Source organism: Peristeroidobacter soli, assembly GCF_004138485.1.
Taxonomy (GTDB): Bacteria; Pseudomonadota; Gammaproteobacteria; order Steroidobacterales; family Steroidobacteraceae; genus Steroidobacter; species Steroidobacter soli.
In genome coordinates this window covers 487,027-507,350 of sequence record NZ_RYEV01000006.1, presented here as the reverse complement: position 1 = coordinate 507,350, position 20,324 = coordinate 487,027, and the positions used below count along the sequence as shown (strand labels likewise).

The 20,324-nt window shown below is 63.1% G+C and carries 12 protein-coding genes; 4 read left to right on the top strand and 8 right to left on the bottom strand.

The features are described from left to right. Positions 1 to 37: 37 nt before the first annotated feature. The 4 genes from EKO19_RS28540 to EKO19_RS28525 all read right to left on the bottom strand — a co-directional run bounded on the left by EKO19_RS28540 (position 38) and on the right by EKO19_RS28525 (position 6,796). Positions 38 to 1,312, bottom strand: coding sequence for a spinster family MFS transporter (locus EKO19_RS28540; RefSeq protein WP_129780786.1), 1,275 nt, complete (start codon positions 1,310 to 1,312; stop codon positions 38 to 40). After that, positions 1,309 to 3,312 (bottom strand): acetoacetate--CoA ligase, encoded by a 2,004-nt coding sequence (locus EKO19_RS28535; protein ID WP_129780785.1) that lies wholly within the window; start codon positions 3,310 to 3,312, stop codon positions 1,309 to 1,311. The genes EKO19_RS28540 and EKO19_RS28535 overlap by 4 nt, the downstream gene beginning before the upstream one ends. Before the next feature lie 7 nt (positions 3,313 to 3,319). Continuing rightward, a complete protein-coding gene (locus EKO19_RS28530; RefSeq protein ID WP_175597228.1) occupies positions 3,320 to 5,542 on the bottom strand; it encodes a TonB-dependent receptor in 2,223 nt (740 codons plus the stop codon). A gap of 129 nt (positions 5,543 to 5,671) precedes the next feature. Further along, positions 5,672 to 6,796, bottom strand: a complete 1,125-nt coding sequence (locus EKO19_RS28525) for an AraC family transcriptional regulator ligand-binding domain-containing protein (RefSeq protein ID WP_129780783.1) — start codon at positions 6,794 to 6,796, stop codon at positions 5,672 to 5,674. A gap of 134 nt (positions 6,797 to 6,930) precedes the next feature. Here EKO19_RS28525 and EKO19_RS28520 point away from each other — a divergent pair, with 134 nt between their 5' ends. Continuing rightward, the gene (locus tag EKO19_RS28520; RefSeq protein WP_129780782.1) at positions 6,931 to 7,794 is read left to right on the top strand and encodes an alpha/beta fold hydrolase; all 864 of its coding nucleotides are present in this window, start codon (positions 6,931 to 6,933) and stop codon (positions 7,792 to 7,794) included. Positions 7,795 to 7,926: 132 nt separating this feature from the next. Continuing rightward, on the top strand, positions 7,927 to 10,197 hold the full coding sequence (locus tag EKO19_RS28515; RefSeq protein ID WP_129780781.1) for a TonB-dependent receptor: 2,271 nt from the start codon (positions 7,927 to 7,929) through the stop codon (positions 10,195 to 10,197). A 51-nt stretch (positions 10,198 to 10,248) separates the two neighbouring features. On the opposite strand, the gene EKO19_RS28510 is transcribed toward EKO19_RS28515, so the two are convergent. Then, a complete protein-coding gene (locus tag EKO19_RS28510) occupies positions 10,249 to 11,583 on the bottom strand; it encodes a serine hydrolase domain-containing protein (protein ID WP_129780780.1) in 1,335 nt (444 codons plus the stop codon). Between the two features lie 163 nt (positions 11,584 to 11,746). On the opposite strand from EKO19_RS28510, the gene EKO19_RS28505 reads away from it, so the two are divergent. Beyond that, the gene (locus EKO19_RS28505; RefSeq protein WP_129780779.1) at positions 11,747 to 14,074 is read left to right on the top strand and encodes a TonB-dependent receptor; all 2,328 of its coding nucleotides are present in this window, start codon (positions 11,747 to 11,749) and stop codon (positions 14,072 to 14,074) included. Positions 14,075 to 14,134: 60 nt separating this feature from the next. Continuing rightward, positions 14,135 to 14,815, top strand: coding sequence for a GntR family transcriptional regulator (locus EKO19_RS28500; protein WP_129780778.1), 681 nt, complete (start codon positions 14,135 to 14,137; stop codon positions 14,813 to 14,815). A 39-nt stretch (positions 14,816 to 14,854) separates the two neighbouring features. Here EKO19_RS28500 and EKO19_RS28495 read toward each other — a convergent pair whose 3' ends face one another. From EKO19_RS28495 to EKO19_RS28485, 3 genes are all read right to left on the bottom strand, one after another. Next, positions 14,855 to 15,907, bottom strand: coding sequence for a hypothetical protein (locus tag EKO19_RS28495; protein ID WP_129780777.1), 1,053 nt, complete (start codon positions 15,905 to 15,907; stop codon positions 14,855 to 14,857). Between the two features lie 223 nt (positions 15,908 to 16,130). Next, positions 16,131 to 17,852 carry an AMP-binding protein gene (locus EKO19_RS28490; RefSeq protein ID WP_129780776.1) on the bottom strand — a complete coding sequence of 574 codons (1,722 nt, stop codon included), beginning with the start codon at positions 17,850 to 17,852 and terminating at the stop codon, positions 16,131 to 16,133. A gap of 7 nt (positions 17,853 to 17,859) precedes the next feature. Further along, positions 17,860 to 20,307: a TonB-dependent receptor gene (locus EKO19_RS28485; protein ID WP_129780775.1), complete on the bottom strand. Its 2,448-nt coding sequence runs from the start codon at positions 20,305 to 20,307 to the stop codon at positions 17,860 to 17,862. Positions 20,308 to 20,324: the final 17 nt, after the last annotated feature.

Here is a 20,324-nt window from a genome sequence, read left to right as displayed (position 1 = left end):
AGTCCCATGAAGGCTGCGACCAAAAGCGACCGAAAATTCATCGCGCACGTTCTCCTGTGAGCGTTTGGGACCGGATGATTCGATGGGCCAGTGTGAGAAACAGCAGGGCCGCGATCAAATACATCGGCGACAGCGCGAAGAACGCAGCCTGCAACGCATGAGCTCCGTGGTCCGGGCGAAAGAAGTCGCTCGCCATGCCCACGTAAGTCGGCCCCAAGCCCAGACCGATGAAGTTCATCACCAGCAGCAGCAACGCCCCCGAGATCACGCGCTGATCGGGATGCACTTCGCCTTGCACGAACGTCACCGTCGCCGACAGAAAGAACGAGTTCAGGAACATCGGAGCGCACAGGAAGATCAGCGCCAGCGGCCAGTGCGGCGCCCAGACGAAGCCGAGAAAGAAAGGCAATGCGAGCACCAGCGAGATGGCCGGGATGACGGCATAGGCCGCCTTGGTGCGGGCGCCGAACCGGTCGATGAGCCGGCCGGAAACATAAATGCCGGCGCTCATGCCCACACCCACCACCAGCGCATACCAGATCGCAACCTCGCTCAGTTGCATGCCCTTCTCACGCATCAGGAACAGCGTGGCGAAATTGCTGATGCCGTAAGTGATGAAGTTCGCGGCGCCACTCGCGATCGATGCCAGCAGCAGGATGGGGTTCGAGAAGAATCGTGCGATGGTAGCAACGAAACCGGGGCCCGGAGCGCTGCTCGCCGCTTCGTGTCCGCCACGTCTCGGCTCGGGAACGAGGAGATAAACGACAACCGCAGTGACGACGCCGACGGCGCCGATGACGTAAAACGGGATTCGCCAGTCGAAGGCCGCGGCAAGCGAGGCGCCGAATGCCACGCCCAGCGCGGACCCGAGCGGCGGGCCTAAATTGAAGATCGCCATCGCGGCGCCCCGCCGTTCACGCGGGAAATAATCCGAGATCACCGCGTACGACGGCGGCACTCCACCCGCTTCGCCGACTCCAACCGCCATGCGCGCGATGACCAATTGCCCGTAGCTGCCCGCCATCCCGCACGCGGCGGTCGCCCCGCTCCATAGCGCGCATGCAATCGACAGCACCTTCATGCGGTTGGTGCGATCCGCCAGCCAGCCGACCGGAATGGCGATGAAACAATAGAACAGCGCGAAATAGAAACCCGTGATCCGGCCCAGCTGACTGTCGCTGATCTGCAGCCCGTCCTGGATGGGCTTGGCCAGAATCGAGATCAGCTGCCGGTCCAGGAAGTTGAGCACATACACGAAGCACAACATGCCCAGGACCACCCCGGGCCGCACGGGGCGCGCAGCCACCGTCATGCTCCCCGCTCCTGCCAGGCTTTCGCGCGCACCGCATACCACGGAATGATCTCGGGATTGGCGATCGCATCCAGATTGAAAACCTTGGCCATGGGCCAACCCTGGAACAGACGTTTGACCGGCAGCTCCTGCTTCTTGCCCGTCAAGGTGCGGGGAATGCCCGGCGCATGAATGAAACGATCCGGAATGAAGCGAGGCGACAGCGCCGTGCGGATGGCCGATGCCATGGCCGATTCGAGAGCCGCATCCAGCTCGCGCCCGTCTCTCGGGACCACGAACATCAGCAGCTTGCTGTCGCCCTGCCCGTCTTCGATATCGATGACCAGACTGTCGAAGACCTCGGTCAGATGTTCCACGGCGGAATAGATATCGGCGGTGCCCATGCGCAAGCCGTGACGATTGATGGTCGCATCGCTTCTGCCGGTAATCGTGCAGCTGCCATCGCGCTCGATCTGCAGCCAGTCGCCGTGCCGCCAGATTCCCGGCCATTCCAGAAAGTACGACGACCGGTAACGACTGCCGTCCTCGTCGCCCCAGAAGTACAGCGGCATGCTCGGAAACGGCCGAGTGCACACCAGTTCGCCCACTTGCTCGAGCACGGGTTGCCCTTTTTCATTCCATGCTTCCACAGCGGCGCCGAGATGGCGGCATTGAAGCCTGCCCGGCGTGGCGGGCAATTCGCGATTGCCCGAGAAGAACGCGGCGGCAATGTCGGTGCCGCCACTGATATTGCACCACCAAATCTCTGAGCGACCGATGGCGGCAAATTGGTCGGTGCCCCAGCGCTGAACATCCACCGGCAAGGGCGAGCCGGTGCTGCCCAACGCGCGCACCGCGCTCAAATCTCCAGCGTCGCTCACCGTGATATTCGCCTTGCGACAGCTGTTGAAAAACGCGGCGCCCGCGCCGAACCAGGTCACCCGATGACGCGCGACGAATGCCCAGAGCGTCGTCCAATCCGGTTTGTCCTTGGCGCCGCCGGGCGAGCCGTCGAACAAACAAATCGTCGTCCCCGCCAGCAGTGCCCCGACCTGCTGATTCCACATGACCCAGCCGGTGGCGGTGTACCAGTGAAAGCGCTCGCCGAACGAATCGGGCGAGTAGCTGGCGCCCAGGTCGAGATGCAGCAGGCCTGCATAGGTCGAGACGATGACGCCGCCGTGGCCATGCACGATGGCTTTGGGCAGGCCGGTGGTCCCGCTCGAATACAGAATCCACAGCGGATGATCGAACGGCAGCCATTCAGGCTCGAACGCCTCAACCTCATCGTCCGTTCGTGACAGCGCCGTCGCGAGATCGTTCGAATTGGGAACGAGCGCTTCGCCATACCCGGTCTGGATGACGAACAACGCCACCACGCTCGGCAACTCCCGCCGTATTTCGGTGACGGTGACACTGCGATCCATCGCTCTGCCGCCATAGAACACGCCATCGACGGCGATCAGCGCTTTAGGAGACGTCTGTCGAAAACGCTCCAGCACGGCGGGCGTCCCCATGTCGGGCGAGCACACCGTCCAGATTGCGCCCACGCTGGCGCAGGCGAGCTGTGCAATCACGGTTTCGGGAATGTTTGGAAGATATGCAGCGACCCGGTCGCCACGACCCACGCCGTGACGACGTAATTCCAACGCGAGCGAAGCGCTACGTCGTTGCAGTTCCTTCCAGCCGATCTGCGTGACGACGCCGCGCTCGTTCTCAGCAACGATGGCGGGCAGACCGGCGGCTTCGGCACGCTCGACATGACGAAAGACCTGGCGCGCGTAGTTGACCTGCGCGCCTTCGAACCAAGTGGCGCCTGGCATCTCCAGGCCGTCGACCACAGCGCCGAAGGCGGTGGACGACTCGATCTCACGATAATCCCAGAGACTGCGCCAGAATCCCGCCAGGTCCGTGGTCGACCACCGCCACATCGCCGCATAGTCCGCGAACGTGAGACCGTATTCGCGGGCCAGCCAGTCCCGATACAGCCGCAGCTGCGGCGTCGATTCATCTTTCAGCATGAGCGGTTTAGAAACGATGGCTGAGCGTGACGCCGTACTGACTGGGCGCTCCCAACTGCCCGACCCGGGCGGGCACGGTATCGCTCGCCGACGTGAGGGACTGACTCACATAACGCTCATCGAAGGCGTTACGAATGAAAGCCGTCAGCGACCAGCGCGCGTCCATGGTGCCGATCGACACGGAGGCATTGAGCAATCCGTAGGTGCCTTGGGTATTGAGTGGATTGTTGAACAGATCGAAATAGATTTCGCTCTGCCACTTGTAGTCCGCCCGCGCCACGATCTCCAAGGCGCTGGAGATCGGCAAGCTGTATTCGCTCGACACGCCGAACTGCCACTGCGGCGCCTGCGGCAAGCGATTGCCGGTCAGATCCTGATCGCCGCGTTCGGGATAGATCGGATCGATGCTGGTGAAGTGGCCGAACTCCGCATCGAGCCATGTCGCCGACGCTCTCAGCCGCAAGCCGCGGAATGGAATCGCTTCGAGGTCCAGCTCCACGCCCGAGATCGTCGCGGAAGCCGCATTCTCGACCCGCGGGTATCTCACATTGGTCTGCGGATTGATCCGGAACAGCGTCTGCTGCAGGTTGGTGTAATCGGAGTAGAAACCGGTCACGCCCATGCGCAGCGCCCGATCGAGGAACGAGGCTTTCAGGCCCGCTTCGTAGTTCCAGACAAACTCCGGATCGAACAGATTCACGGGCTGGGACACGTCGCCGAACGTATTGAATCCGCCGGACTTGAAGCCGCGCGACGCGCTCACGTAAAGCAGCGTGTTGTCGTTGGGAACATAGTCGATGACGAACCGCGGCGTGAACGCACCCCAGGAATCGTCGGCGGTTCTGCGAACCCTGGCGCCGATGATGTTGGCGTCCATCACGAAGTCCTTTTCATCGATCGTGTAGCGTCCCCCCACGGTCACGCGCAGGCTGTCGGTCAGCTGATGCCGGAGTTGTGCGTAAATCGCATAGGAATCCAGCTTCTCGACCGGGTCATAGTTGAACGCGCCGATCAGCGCCGGCGGAACGCTCAGCACCAGCGGTTGGCTGGACTCGCCATTCATATAGAACGCGCCGGCGACCAGGTCGGTCCTGTTGCTCAGGTCCGCGGTCACTGTCAGGTCCTGCGTGAACTGATTCACGTGGATGCCAACGTACGGGAAGTCCGAGAAGTCGCCGGTGGTGCCGTCGTTGTCGCTGTCGGTCAGCACCAGATCATGCTTGATATAACCGGTCGTCGATGCGATGGCGAAGCCCGGACGCACGTTCCAGTTCGCGATCAGAATCGATTTATGGCTTTCGGTATCGCGCTGGTCGCTGCGATTCATGTACACGACCCGATTCTCCAGATCGTTCCGCGGCAGTCCCAAGACTTCGACGATCGTCGGCTTATCGGGGCGCGCACGGCCCAACACAGTTGCGAAAGCGGGATTGCCACGATCGCGCGTCGCTTCGAAGATGGCGCGCACAGTGAAGTCGTCGGTAACTTTTCCGAGCAACGACGCCCTGACCTGCGACAGATCGGTATCGTTCTTGTCGATGCCCAGAAAATCGTTTCTGAGCCAGCCGTCGGCTTCTTCTCTCTGAAAAGCGACGCGGGCGATCAGTCGATCGGAGATGAGCGGCGCGTTCACGAACCCTCGCACACCCCAGCGTTCGTATTCGCCCGCGGTGAGCGCGATCGAGCCGGCGAGCTCGTTGGTCGGTTGATTGCTGTAAACGTTGATCGCGCCGCCGGTGGCGTTGCGCCCTTCGAACGTGCCTTGCGGTCCGCGCAGTACCGCGACTTGCGAGACGTCCAGGAATGTCCCGTCCATCATGAAGTGATTGAGCAGCGGCACGCCGTCCTGTGACACCGTGACGCCGGATTGGCTGCCGATATCCTGGCCCGCCTGACCGATGCCGCGCACGGCGATGAACACATTGCCGAAGCGTTCACCGAATTGCAGGCTGGGCGTGAGCTGGACCAGCTCGCCGACGCTCGTTACGCCAGCCTCCTGCAGGGTATCTCCCGAGATCGCGGTGATCGCGATGGGAACGTTCTGCAATCCTTCGCTACGCCGCTCGGCCGTAACTACGATGTCTTCAATGACCGTCTCGGTCGGTGCACGCCGCGTTTCATCCTGGTTTTGAGTCTGTGCTTCGGCGCTGAGCCCGAACCCGCAGATCAGCGTCGAAGCGCCCAGGTACAGCATTCTGCCGCGCAGCTTGGCGGTGCGATTCAGTTTCATCCCGTCCCCCTCGTTCTGAGTTCGTCTTAGGGCTGTTCGCCAGCCTCTAGCGTTGCGCAGGAGGATGCCACCGGCCGAAAAAAAGGCCATGGCAGGAGTGACAGACCGAGTTGGCAGAAGTGACCAGGCTTACGAGATGCGGCGCTCTTTGAGCAAAGCCGTGGCGGCGGCGACCTTCACCGGATCCGCGATGTACTCGGCACGATAAGCGGACGGCGTCATGCCCGCCCAGGCGAAAAACTTGCGAGAGAAACTGCCGGGCTCGCTGAATCCCAGCACCAGACCGATGGCGGTAATGGGCACATCGCTTGCGAGCAGATACGCACTCGCAAGCTCGCCTCGCAAGCGTGTCCTGATGTCCTGAAAACTATGGCCTTCGAGCGCCAGGTCGTGGCGCAGGCGTCGCGGCCGGGTGCGCAGGCGCGCCGCCACCACTTCGATGGGCGCGGACCCCAGCCCCGCCTTTTGCAGATCGATCAGCACCTGCTGGGTCTTTTCGTGCCAGCTCAAGCCATGGCCGGGTGAAGCGAACCAGTCGGGCTCGCTCGAATAATATTCTTCGTATTCCGAAATCGAGCCGTGCACCAGCCGCACCGTCAGGTCGCTCCAGCTGTAACAGAGCGCATCGACCGGCGCATTGAAGGTCACCGGACAACCGAACAGCGCAAATCGATCGAAGCCGTTCGCCTGCACCGGGCGGGACCCTTTGACAGAAACGCCGCGCAACGCCAGAGGGCGGCCGATCAGCCAGCTGAACATCTGATAAATCCAGACGAATCGGATCCACACCAGGATGTCGCGCTCGACGCCGGCGATCGTGTGGTACTTGCAGATGTGTTGCAGCCCGGAGCCGTGCTCTTCCTCGATCCAGGGCCCCACGTCGGTGGACATCGCATCCGTGAACCGGATGCTTACGCGCAAGGCCTCACCGAAAGTCGCACAGTGCAGGAAGGACAGCATGCGCTCGGTCTCGAGCGCCAGCCGGCAGCCCTGCCCCAGAAAGCCGAGGTACACATCGTCGATCGAGCTTTGGATCTGGCGCACCAGCCGAACCAGCGACCGGCCATCGATCGCCGCATCGGCATTTCCATAAACCAGCGGATCGATCGAGGCACCGCGCAGGATGACGAGCGGGTCGCGCCCTTTGAGCACGGCCCCTTGAAGCAAGGCTTTGACCGCTTCGCCATCCAGGCCACACGTTCCCGTCCCTGCATCAGGATCGGTCGCGAGCCCAGCATCCGGCTTGTTGAGCATCAGTGAGTTCTGGTTGGCCGACCACCCGGCCGGCCGATTCTCACTCAGGCTCCGCACCCCTTCAAGCTGCTGCCGCGGCGACTGCGCAGCCTCGAGAGCAAAGTCGGAATTTCGAAAGGCTGCATAATGCGCCCATGAAATACCTGTCTGTGTTGCTGCTCTTGCTGGCAGCGCCGTCCTCTTTCGCCGCCGGTCCCAGCGACCGAACGCTGAGCGTGAACGGTGTCGAGCTGCATTTCCGGATCTATGCCGGCGACGATCGAACGATACTGCTGGAGGCCGGCTCCGGATTGAATGCGGATACCTGGAACGAAACGGCGTCGCTGCTGGCCGAGGCCACTGGCGCAACAGTCATAAGTTACGACCGTGCCGGCATGGGCTCGAGCAGCTTGCCTCGCGACACCTATGATGTGTACGAGGAGGTGGCCCGCTTGCACGCCGGGCTGTACGAGTTAGGTCGCACGCGGCAGTTGATTCTCGTCGGTCACTCTTACGGCGGTTTTCTGATCCACCTGTTCGGCAACCTGTATCCCGAGGCCGTCATCGGTCTGGTCTATGTGGATGCCAACACGGCACTCGGCATCGATGGAATCGGCGGCGCCGCCGTCGTCGCCGGGCCGCGGATCAAAGCCAACGACGTTCCCAATCCCACCAAGGAACAACAAGCGGGCTTGCGCCTGTCCCGCGCATTCGCGGCGACACTCGAAACCGTGCGGCGCTATCCGCCGCTGTGTGGCGTGCCGGTCGCGGTCATCTCTTCGGGAAAGTACGCCTCGAGTGTCAGCCCTGCTTTCATCGCCGGATGGCGTCGCGGTCATATCGATCTGGTCGACCGGACCCACGGCAAATATTTCATTGCCCAGGATGCCGGCCACATGGTGCACAAGGACGACCCCGGCATCATTCGCGAAAGTACCGCGCTGGTCGCTGCGGCGGCAGGCCGTGCCAGGCCTCGCATCGGCACTCTGTCGCGCGCCTGCGAACCGTTCGATTGGTAACGCGCATCTAATTGACAATTTCGATTGCCTGATTCGTCAAGAGCGCGAATCGGCTTGCGCATAGGATCGAATCCGGAGCGCCAACGCCGGCTGCCCGACAGATTGCCAACAACATGAACGGGGAGTGCGCGAGTGGAGCAGTATAAATTCACGTGGACGGCCGGCGCGTTGCTGATGTCTCAAGTGGCGCTCGCACAGCAAGCACCCGAGTCGACCGCTGTCGACACGCTCGAAGAAATCGTGGTCTCCGCAACCAAGCGGGACACGCTGCTTCAGGAAACACCGCTGGCGATTACCGCGATTTCCGGAGATGCGCTGGAACGGCGCGGCGCGCAGAGTCTGGAAGATTTCTTCCGCGAAGTGCCCGGCCTGGTGGTGCAAGAGGGTGAGACTGGCGGTGGCCGCGGCCGCATGTCCATTCGTGGCGTGCGCTCGCAAGGCGAAGCGACAGTTGCGATGTACTACGGCGAAACGCCCATCGTCGGTTCGGAAGGAACCGCTGCCGATCCGGGCGGTCGCACCGGCGATCTGGCCGTTTATGACTTGCGGCGTGTCGAAGTGCTGCGCGGTCCGCAGGGAACATTGTATGGCTCCAGTTCCATGGGCGGCGCCGTGCGCTACATTTTCAACGATCCCGATCCGGAGGCGCTGTCGGGCCGCGTTCGCACCGAGGTGTCCTCGACCGAACACGGAGGAGTCAACTACGGCGGAGCGGGCATGTTGAATCTGCCGCTGACCGACCAGCTCGCGCTGCGCACCGTCGGCACCTATACCTATCGCGAAGGTTATATCGATCAGCTCGCGTTGCGGCTGAACGATACCAACGACATGGAACAGTACAGTGTGCGCTCCTCGCTGCAGTACACGCCGACGGACACGCTATCGCTCACTCTGATGGGCATCCACCAGGACTCGCAGCTCGATGATGCGGCGTTCTATCGAGTGGCGCTGGGTCAGTTCAATCACAACTGGCCCACGCAATACAGCTACGATGAACAGTTCGACCTGCTCAGCGCCGTGGTGAAATGGGATCTGGGGCCAGCGCAGCTGGTGTCCGCCTCGTCGTGGCAAAACTCCCAGACCGAGCGCACGGTGGATGCCACCGCTACGATTTTATCGTCGCTGGCCGCTCCCACGACGGCTTGTCGAATCTATTTCAACTTGACCGCGCCCGCCGCATGCAGCACCGCACAGCGCGATCAGTATCTCGCCTATGCGGCCAGCCGATCGCCAGGGCTGTTCTATGCCGTCATGGACACCTCGGTATTGACGCAGGAACTGCGCTTGAGCTCGAGCGGTGACGGTGCGTTTCAGTGGAGCATCGGCGGCTACTTCGAAGATCGCGACGACGATGTCGACAGTTACGTCGTGCGGGCCGACGCGGCCACCGGCCGCTTGATCGAGCCCCTCGATGTGACGGGCCTCAGATACATCGCTACGGACTACCGGCAGTGGGCAGCGTTCGGCGAAGGCACTTACGAATTCGTCCCCGGCTGGTCGGTCACCGCGGGTCTGCGCTATTACGATTACACCAAAACGGTGGCCGGCGAGGTTGTCACACCGAGCGCGCCGACGTTTCAGGCAGCGAGTCCGTACACGTCAACGACCACGGGCGAGTCCGGCATCGTCGGCAAATTCGGCGTCAATGGCCAGCTGACCGACGACTTGATGGTGTATGCCACGGCGGCGGAAGGCTTCCGCCCCGGCGGCACGAACAACACTCCGAACATTCCGCAGGATCTGATTCCCTTCGAGGCGGACAGTCTGTGGAGCTACGAACTGGGACTGAAGACTCAGTGGCTGCAGGACAAGCTGGTCGTCAACGTCGCCGGCTATCGCATCGATTGGGACAATATCCAGGTGTCGACGCGCACCGCCGACAATGTGTTCTCGTTCATCACCAATGCCGGCGCCGCACGCGTCTACGGCTTCGAGGCGGAGAGCAACTATCGGCCCACGCAACGCCTCACGCTCGGCGCCACGTTCAACGTCATGGACTCGCATCTGACGGAGGATCAGATCAACTCCTCCTCGCTCGCCTCCGCCACCATCGGGCGCGCCGGTGACAAGATTCCTTACGTGCCGCGTTACAGCGGCTCGGCCTCGATCAGCTACCTGCTGCCGTTGAGCGGCATGGACCTGATCGGTTCGGCGGACTACAGCTACACCGGCACTTACTCGAACACGTTCCGGAGAACGGCGTCGACCTACCGGCGCATCGGCAACTACTCCATCCTCAACCTGCGCCTGACCGCGGAGTTCGGTCGCTATAGCGTGGCGGCTTTCGTGAAGAATGCGACTGACGCCAATGAGCCGGTGTTCAGCGACGGCACGACACTGGCCGTCGCGCCCTGGCCACGTACCGTGGGCGTGAGTTTCGAAGCGAGCTTCGGCGAGCGTTAGTTCGCCCCCGCAGGATCGGGCGTGCTCGTGCGAAAACGCACGAGCGGGCGCTCAGAGCAGTCGGTAAACACGCTCGCGCAACTCGTCACGCAACGGGTGCACGCCGGAGGGCAGCTTCTGGGTCATGAACACCACGCCGAAGGAGCGGGCGCGATTCACCCAGAACGTGGTGCTCGCGGCGCCACCCCAAGCGTATTCGCCGAGTGAATCGGAGCCGTCGGCTCGATTCGGATCGAGCATCACCGATCCGCCCAGGCCGAAGCCGAGCCCCTTGACCTCCCCACCCAGGCCAAAGCGGGCCGCGGTCGACAGCGGCTCGGGTCCGAGTTTTCCGGCCAGTTGATCGGTCATCATCGCGTCGACGCTCGCGGCTCGAAGCACGCGCACGCCATCGAGTTCGCCCGAGTTCAACAGCATCCGCGCAAATCGACAGTAGTCCGGCAGTGTCGAGAACAAGCCGGCGCCGCCCGTGGGAATGACATGATCCGTACCCCATGCGGGAATCTGCTCATCGGCCATTCGCTCCAGTCCGTCCGAGCCGATTCGATATAGAGCCGCAAGCCGCGTGCGCTGCGCCGCTGAAACCTGGAATGCGGTGTCGCGCATCCCCAATGGTTCCAGCACCTGCCGGCGCACGTACTCGCCGAAATCCATACCCGACGCCACCTCGATCACACGGCCGGCCACATCCAGCGACGTGCCATAGATCCAGCGCGTTCCGGGCTGCGCCGCCAGGGGAATCTGTGCAATGGCTCGCGAGAAATCCGCCAGTGTCGAGATCTTTCCCGATCGATACCACTGGCCCGCGATCAAACCGGCCTGTTTGTACAGTTTCGCCGTGGGCTCCAGGCCATCGTTGAAACTTTCGCTCAAGCCCGCCGTATGCGTCAGCAGGTGTCGCACGGTAATGGGCGTACGGGCCGGCTCGGTGACAACCGTTTCCCCTTCGAATCTCACAAATACCCGCGGCTGCGCGAACTCGGGCAGGAAATCCGCGATTGGCCCATCCAGTTTCACGAGGCCGCGCTCGACCAGCGTCATCATCGCCACGGTCGTCACCGGCTTTGTCATGGAGTAGATGCGATACACCGTATCCAGGGCGATGGGGCGACTGCTTTCGCGGTCCGCCATCCCCTGCATCGCTGTGACCGGAGCCGCCTCGGACAGCACCTGCACCGCCGCGCCGGAGACCCAGCGCCGTTCGATGATACTCGCGAGCCAATCCTGCAGCGCCCGTTCGAGCGATGCACGCCCACGAGGCGATTCGAGCGCCGCCGGGAAGCTCCTCGCCGTCACCCAGGGAGCCAGCAGGCCGCCCGCCAGATACGCCAATGTTCGTCGACGACTGATGAGGCCGCCGCTCGGGCCGCGCTTGCAAGAGGTCATGTCCGCTCCGGTCGCTGTTGCTGACAGTAGATCATTATTGTTGACAATCTATAGCATTGTGCACAATATCGCCAACACCGCCACCGGCTGTCACGAGCGTTTCCGGTGAGGCACAAAGGCCGCGCCACGCAGCGCGCCGTTCATTTCAAATTGGGGGAATGCCATGTCCGCTCACCCGCTCCGCGCGCGCATCAACAAAACCGCCGCCGTGGTGCTCGCCTCGTGTGCACATGTGTCGTTGGCTCAGGCTCAAGTCGAAGAGGTCGTGGTCACGGCCCGCTTCAAGGAGGAAAGCCTGCAGGACGTCGGTGCCAGCATCCAGGCAATGGATGCAGCGGTACTGGCGCAGGAAGGCGTGGAAGATTTCGAGGACATCGCCCGCCGTTCCGCGGGTATCAGCTTCATCGATCGCGGCCCGAATCAAAACGACGTGAGTATTCGCGGCATCGCCAATGGGACGGCTGCACGCCTGGCTGATCTGGGCAGCTCAGGGCCTCTGGTCAGCCAGTTTCTCGACGACATCCCGGTCGCGGCTGCCACCGCCAGCCAGCGGGACTTCAACTATTTCGATTTCACGCGAGTGGAGATTCTGCGCGGCCCGCAGCCGACATTGTTCGGCGAGGGCTCGGTCGGCGGCACCATTCGTTATTTCACCAATCAGCCGGATCTGGGCGCCGGAACCTTCGATGACATGGTGATGAAGACTTCGATCTCCGGCACCGAGGACGGCGGCACGAACTACTCAGTCTCGGCGGCGGCCTCGGCCATCGTCGTGCCGGAAAAGTTCGGCCTGCGTGGCGTGGTGAACTATCGCAAGGACGATGGTTTCATCGACAATCCGCGGCTCGGCCTGGACGACGTGAACGACTACGAGGCCAAGAGCGGCCGCGTGGTCGCGCTGCTGCAGCCGACCGACGCGGTCGAAGTGCGCCTGATGGCGTTCGTGGGCAGAGACGACCTGGGCGAGACCAACGCAGTCGATCCCAATGTCGCACCGGATCGGCTGCGCTACAGCTCACCCGTCGACGGCCACGGCTCGGATGACTTCGAGCTGTACACGGGCAAGCTCGCACTGACGCTCGGCCCGCTCACGGTGTCGTCGATCACCGGCTGGTACGAGCGCGAACGCACCGATCGATTCTATGACGCGCAATCCTCGGCCGCCTTCGGCACGTTCACGAGCGCCCCGCTGACGGGCATCGGCGTCTCCGGCGCGACGGATGAAAGCTTCACGCAGGAATTTCGCCTGGTCTCCGATCTGGAGGGACCGCTGAATCTGACCGCGGGCCTGTACTATCAGGACGCCGACTTCGCGACCCGCCTGGTCACCGAAGCGGCGGAACTGCCGCCGAACACCGTCTCCGGCACACAGACGCTGCTGATCGATCAGGGCAACACCGTGGCGTCGGAACAATATTCCGCCTTCGCCGAGCTCACTTACGAGATGACCGACCGCGTCCGGCTGATCGGCGGCGTGCGTTACGTGAGCGAAGACATCACCAATACATCCACCAGCTCCCGAGTGGCACAAGGCACCGGCGGCAGCGCCATCACGCCGCCCTTCATCGTCAGCGATGTGAATACCCTGGCAAGCACCTCGTTCGGCCTGCCGCTGCGGCAAACGTTCGAGCTGAAGAAATGGCTGCCTCGCGTCGCTCTCGAGGTCGATCTCAGCAACGATCATCTGTTGTATGCGCTGGCCTCGACCGGCGTACGCAACGGCAATCTCAACCCGTTCACGTCCGCGTTTCAGGGCTCGGCTGGCAACCTCGCCCGCTTCGAGACGCTGCGCTCGTTCGACGAGGATGAAGTGCGCTCCTATGAGATCGGCGCCAAGACCCGCTGGCTGCAGGGCGATCTGGTGGTCAACGCCGCCGCGTTCCACACCAGCTATCGGGATCCGCAGATTCTGACCTCGACGCCGCTGGTGCTCACCGTCAATGGACCGGACCAGCGCATCGTGGGGCTGGAGCTGGAAACCAACTGGCGCGCCACCGACGCGATCGATGTCTATCTGAACACGACTTATCAGGATGCGGAGTTTCGCGGCAACGCCGTGCTGGGCAACCGAACCCTGCTCGCGTCGCTGGGCGTTCCCTACGATCTGCGGGCCGGCAATCGCCCGGTCGGCGTGCCGGAATGGGCCGCCGCGATCGGTCTCAACCTGCGTCAGCCGGTCGGCAACCGTCTCGAAGCCATCGGCCATCTCGCCTATCAGTATGTGGGCGCGCGCCACGCCACCAATCAAAACTTTCCGGCGAGCGAACTGGACGCGCAAAGCTTTCTCAACGTGCGGGTCGGCCTGCAAGGCGAGCGCTGGTCGTTGCAGGCGTTCGTCGACAACGCGCTCAACACCCTGGAGTTTCAATCGCTCGCCGGCAACAACGCCGCGGTGTTCCGAAACGCCGCCGGCGAGCTGGATTTCCGTCCCACGGCCGCGGCGGTCAATCGCCCCCGGACCTACGGCGTGGAGCTGACCCTGCGATATTGAGCAAATATCGCACTATGCGAGAATGCGTGCAGTCCTGGCCCTGAACCTTGCCGCACGCATATGCCTCAACCGCAAACGCAGAACGATGCGCCGTTGTCCGAGCGCATCGCCGCCGCCATCGTGCAGCGGATCAACAAGGGCGAGCTCAAGCCCGGCGACCGCATCTACGAGCAGGCGCTCGCCGATGAGTTCGAGAGCAGTCGCGGCCCGGTCCGCGACGCGCTGAAAACCCTCAGCGCCAAGCACTGGATCGAGCACATCCCGAATCAAGGCGCCCGCGTGGCGGCGGCTACCGCCACACCCTCGCTCGAAACCACGTTGATCGCCGCGGCCATGCTGGGCCTCGCCTGCCGCTTCGCCGTGACCAAGGCGAGCGATGCGGAAGTCGACGAGTTCCTGAACCGTGTAAAACTCGTGGCGCAACTTGGCAACGATCCGTCCAGCAAGAGCGAGCGCTTCACTGCCGCGACTCGCGACGCCGGCTACTATGTGATTTCGCTCGCCGACAACCGGACCGTCGATGACATCGTCGGACCTGTGCCACGCAGCGCTCTATCGAGCTACGGCACGCTCGGCACGGCGACCAGAGAAGCCCGTGCCGATGCCACTCGCCGTTGGTTGGAACTCGCCACCGCGTTCAAGATGCGCGACAGTCTGCGTGCCGAGGCTGCGGGACGCGCCATCATCGAAGGGGCGCTCGAACGGATCATTGCCGCCGAGCTCACCAAAAAGAAGAAATGAGCTGCCGGCGCAAAACGCACCGGCAGCCCTCGCACTGGATCAGGAGCCGAGGAATGCCGCGCGGATGGCTCGCCCGCACGGGATGGTATCGTTGAACTCGCCTGCCTCACCTTCCGTTGCGACGATGCCGTAGAACTGCTCGTCCGCGGTGATCCACGGATAGAAGCCGAACGCACCGGGACTCGAATGAGCGCCGTCGCCCACCGACAGCGTCTTGCCGTTGGACAACGTGCCGCCGGTGTTGTCTTCGATCCAATGATGTAGCGAATAATGGAAGTCGACGCTGCCGAGCGGCGTGCAACCGGTCAGCCCGGCGGCACAAGGATACGTCGCCACCGGCGTGTGGTTCAGATGCCCCGACAGCACATACGTGCCGTTCATGATGTTCTGCAGGAACGTCGCGTAGTCGGCGGCGTTACCGCTCAGGCCGCTCGACAACGGCAGATTGGTGTAACTGAAGCTCGGACCGAGATTCAGATAGCCGTCCACTTCGCTGAACAGAGTGTTGCGCGTCTTGTTGCCCAGATTCAAATGACTGGAGCTTTTCGCCACGTACTGACCGTGGCCGCTGTTGTAATAATAGTTGCCGGCGGCCGCCGCGTCGTAGTTTTCGTTCTGCCCGATGGTGAAACAGCCCGAGACGGTCAAGGAGTACGAACAAAGCAGATCGTTGAGATTGGTATAGCCGAGCTTCATGTCCAGGGCATCGATGATCTCGGCACCGCTGGTGCCGGTGGGCAAGCCGTTATATCGCTCCAGCACGTAAGCGGCGAATACCCACTTCGATGCCGATGCCAACGGTACCGTCGTGGTACGGGTGTACGTCGGTGTACCGGCACCGCCATTGCGCTGGCCGCTGACGATGGGCGCACCGCTCGCCCCGCCTATCTCCCAATAGAAAGGTGCCGCATCGGCACAGACTGCGCTGTTCGCCGCCGCCGTTGCCGCGGCGACATCGTAAGCAAAGCAGAACGCCGGCCCGCTCAGGCAGCCCGTTCCCACGATCAACGTCAACGTCCGGCGCAGCGTCCGGCCTGCAGCAGCCTGTTGCCGAACGCCGCCACCCATCGAACCCGATATCCGTGTGTTCATGAAATCCCCCTGACCATGTGATGTTGAAACGTCATGTCATCGGCCCGATGAATTGTGCACAATTAAATCATATGGTCAACAACGTACATGCCGTGTCGACAATGCAGGGCAGACTGTTCCGGGCAGAAGATGACTGCGGGAAAACGCCTGTTTCGAAGCAACGCAGGACGGCGTGGGCGAGGTGGCTCACTCCTCGCCGGGGAGGCGGCGCGCGGCAGGCGCCTCAAACGCGATAACGGTCGCTCGAGTACACCTGCTCGACCAGCTCGCGGCGATTGTCGAGCAGCTTGCGCACGTTGATCGTGCCTTTGGCGGTCAACTCACCGGCGGCCGGATCGGCGGGCCGCTCGCACAGTGACAAACGAGCGATGCGCTGAGTCGCTCCCGGTCGCTGCGCATTGAATTCGCGGCACAGCTGCCACAGCGCTTGCAACGACGCCTCATCCCGATGCGGCGACCACACCAGCGCCGCCAGTTCCTCGCGATTCTCGCCCACGACGATCAGATCCGACGCCAGCGGTCGCAATTTGTCGAGCAAGGCCTCGCGCAGGCCGCCCGCGCGCACCCAGGTGCCGTTGGCAAGCTTGAAGTCCTCCTTGATCCGTCCGGCGAAAAGCAGCCCCTCATCGGGCTCGCCGGGCTCCGCGAACTGCACAGCATCGCCGGTGATGAAGAAACCTTCGTCGTCGAAAACCTCGGCGCGCGCCGTCTCGCCATATCCCGCAAAAATATTCTCACCGCGGACCCGGCACTCCCAGCGGTCGCCGTCGATGCGTATCAATTTCATTTCTACGCCGGGCGGCGGCAACCCCAGCAGATCGGTACGATCGGTGCGCCAGTACACCAGCGCCAGCAAGCCGCAGGCTTCGGTCATGCCATAGCCGCCGCCAAAGGCAATCCGTTCGCCGCAGACGCGAATCGAGACCGCTTGCAAGCGGGCGACCAACGACGGACTGAGCGCCGCGCCACCGAACGAGCACATGCGCACGCGGCTGAAGAATCGGCGTGCAAATGTTTCGTTCTGCTCCAACGCCTGCAGCAGTAGCGGATACGCTGCCGGCACCGAGCTGAATTCAGTGGGACCGACATCCGCCAGATTCTCCAGCGTCTTCTCGAATCGCCCTGGCAACGGTGCGCCGGCATCGATATGCAACGCCTTGCCTCGCATCAGCGCGGCATGCACATTCACGTTGCCGCCGAATGTATGCGACCAGGGCAACCAATCCACCGTGACGCCGGAATGTCCGTTCGGCAGCTGCGCGGCGACTTGATCCAGCATGGCCGCCGCGCTCACCAGCATCCGGTGAGTCAGCCGAACCGGCTTGGGGGCGCCCGTGGAGCCCGAAGTAAAGAAGATCTTGGCCGTGTCGGACGGTTGAATCGTCTCGCGCCGGCTGGCCAATGGCGGCGCGATGACATCCCCCTGGGCACGCTCCGCTATCAGACTCAACGGGACACATCTGCCGATCCCGAGGCCCTGCACGGCGAGTGCATCGTCATGAATGAGCATCGAGACTTCGGCCGCCGCAGCGAGCTGGCTCAATGCCTGCGCGCCCTGCGGATGCGCGAGGTACGCGGGCGACAGCGGCACCACGACGGCACCGAGCGCAAGCGTCGCGAAGTTGGCGATCGCGTGGTCGATGCTGTTCTGGGCCAACAATCCGATGCGATCCCCCCGCACCGCCCCGCGCCTCTCCAGCGCCGCCGCCACTCGTTGCACGCTGTTGAGGAACTCCGCGAACGTGATCGAGCGCCAGCCGGCGCCGTCCCTTTCGGCGAGAAATGTTTTGTGCGCGTACTGATCGCAACAGCGCTCCAACATCGCCAGCAGGTCGGCATCGAGCACCCGCAGCTTCTTCGGATGCCGCAGGTAGAGCACCCCGCCGTGGCCGCTGACCTCGACCTCCGGCGGCTTCATCGCGATCGCGCGAAACGGAACTTGCATGGCCGGCTCAGTAAGTCATGCTCAGTTCCACACCGTAGGTGCGGCCGTCGCTCCAGAAATTGTTGCCGCCGACGATGTTGAGCAGATAGCGCTCATCGCCGAGGTTCCGGCCGAACAGCGAAACCTTCCAACGATCGCCTTGCAGACCGAGGCGTGCATCGAACAGCGTGTAGCCTTCATAGTCGCGCGCGTTGTCCGGATTCTCGAAGCCGCCGTCCGCGGTCTGCGCGCTGACGCCGCCGAACATGCTCAACGCAGCCGACACGGGTGCCGTGTACGCAAGATTCAGCGTCGCCTGGTAATCGCGCAGGCGCGGCACGTCGTTGCCACCGAGATCGAGTCGATCCGGCACGTTGTCACCATTGATATCCAGCAATGCGCTGGCGCCGTCCTTGAACTTGCCTGCCTGGCTGGACAGCGCCAACGAGGTGATGAGCCGGCCCGGACCGAGCGGGGTCACGTTGCGCAGCTCGAGCTCCCCGCCGTAGACATAAGCGTCGCCGGCGTTCTGAAGAATGAAGCCGCGCGCGGTGGCACTCGGCGCGCTGACCACTTGCACGTCGTCGGTGACGACATAGAACACGGCCGCTTCGCCTTCGATCGCGCCATCGAACAGGCTACCCTTCCAGCCCACTTCGAACGACGTCGCTTTCTCAGGTTCATAAATGAGCGTGCCGCCGAAATCGCTGCGCACCGTCGTGGCCGCCGGATTGGTGTTGAAACCGCCGGGTCGATCGCCCGTGGCCACGCGAGCATAAAGCGTCTGCTCGTCGGTCACGGCATAGTGCACGCTGGCGGCGGGCGTCCAGAACGTCCACTCGCGATCCTGATCCATCCGCACCGCCTCCAGCCCCGCCGAACATTGCGTCGAGTTCAACCAGGGCGGACAGAACTGCACCGGCGCCGCGGTTCTCGGGCCTGTGCCATCGGGATCGATCGCGACCGGCGCCAGCATGCCCGCCGGCGGCGCGCCCGCGCCGAAATATATCAACGGATCTTCGGAGTAACGCAGGAAGCCGAATTCCTTCCGGTCCCGCTGCACGCGCAACTCCAGCCCGAGTTTCAATCGCTCGGTCATCTGCCAATCCATCGAGCCGAACAGCGAATACGACGTGAGGTCCTCGGAGAACTCATCGTGCAACATCGCAAGCCGGGCCGCGTTACGCACGGTCGCTCCCGTGGCCGCAAGCGTTCCAGCCTGGCCGACGAAGCATCCCGGCGTGGTCGGCAACAGGCCACCGGTGTACTGCGGGCAGAAGTCGGGATCGTTCATCACATCGCTCTGCGACCACAGTCCTTCGACGCCCACCAGCCACGACACCGGACCGCTGGTCTGCGACACCAGATACAACTGCGCGCCGGTCCGGCTGTAGTCTTCATACTGGGCGGAGGTGTAATCCGGGCCACCAACCGCTGCGCCGGGCGTGACATCGATACTGGAATGTCCCGCGTAGTGATCGACGTCTTCGTTGCTTCGCCCGCCATCGCGCGTCACAAAACTCACTTTGGCGGACAGCGTCGCCCAAGGCAGCGTGTAGTCGGCATTCAACATCGCATAGTGCTGTTCGATGTCCGCGCCACCTTCGCGATTCATATCCGCGCGACGATAGGGCCCCGGATCGAGCACCGAGCCGTCGATGCGAGTGGCGCGTTGGCCGAGATTCGCGAAGGCGGGCGCCAGCGCATCGTAGTATTCATAAAACGCGCCCAGCACGAACGCATCCGTGACGTTGAAATCCAGCACGGCACGGGCACCACGATAGCGCTGTGCATCCAGCTCGTGCCCGGTCGTCTCGTTGACGACGAAGCCGCCGTCCTGGTCGTTGTAAAGCGAGGCGATGCGCAACCCGACGCGTTCGCTCAGCGGCAGATTCGCCACCGCTTCGATGTCGCGACGATCGTTGTTCGCCGCGCGTACCGTCCCACGCAGCTGCAGCTCATCCCCGACTCGATTGGCGACGATGTTCACCGCGCCGCCGACGGAATTGCGACCGAACAAGGCGCCTTGCGGACCGCGCAATACTTCGATGCGATCGATGTCGAACACATCCATGCGCGACAGCGAGCGGCCGCCGAAGCCGCCGCCGGCGTTGTACATGCCGTCGCGGAACAAACCGGTCGCCGTCTCCGAGAAGCCGAGCCGGCCGCTGCCCTGGCCGCGAATGGTGATGTCGTTCAGATACTCCGGGCCCGAGGTGACCAGCGTGGCACTGGGTACCTGGCGCAGGTAATCGTCCGCGCCCTCCAACACCAGCGATTGCAGCATCTCCTCGGTGATGGCGCTGGCGGCCACCGGCACGTCACGCAACCGTTCCTCGCGCCGCCGTGCCGTCACCATCACTTCCTCGAGGGAAGTCAACCCTGCATCGTTCGGCGAACTCTCGGTCGCTTGCGTCAGCGTCGGCATGGTAATAATCAGCGTGGCCAGCGCCATCGCAGCCTGTGGCTGTCTCATTGCATCCCCCGGATGAT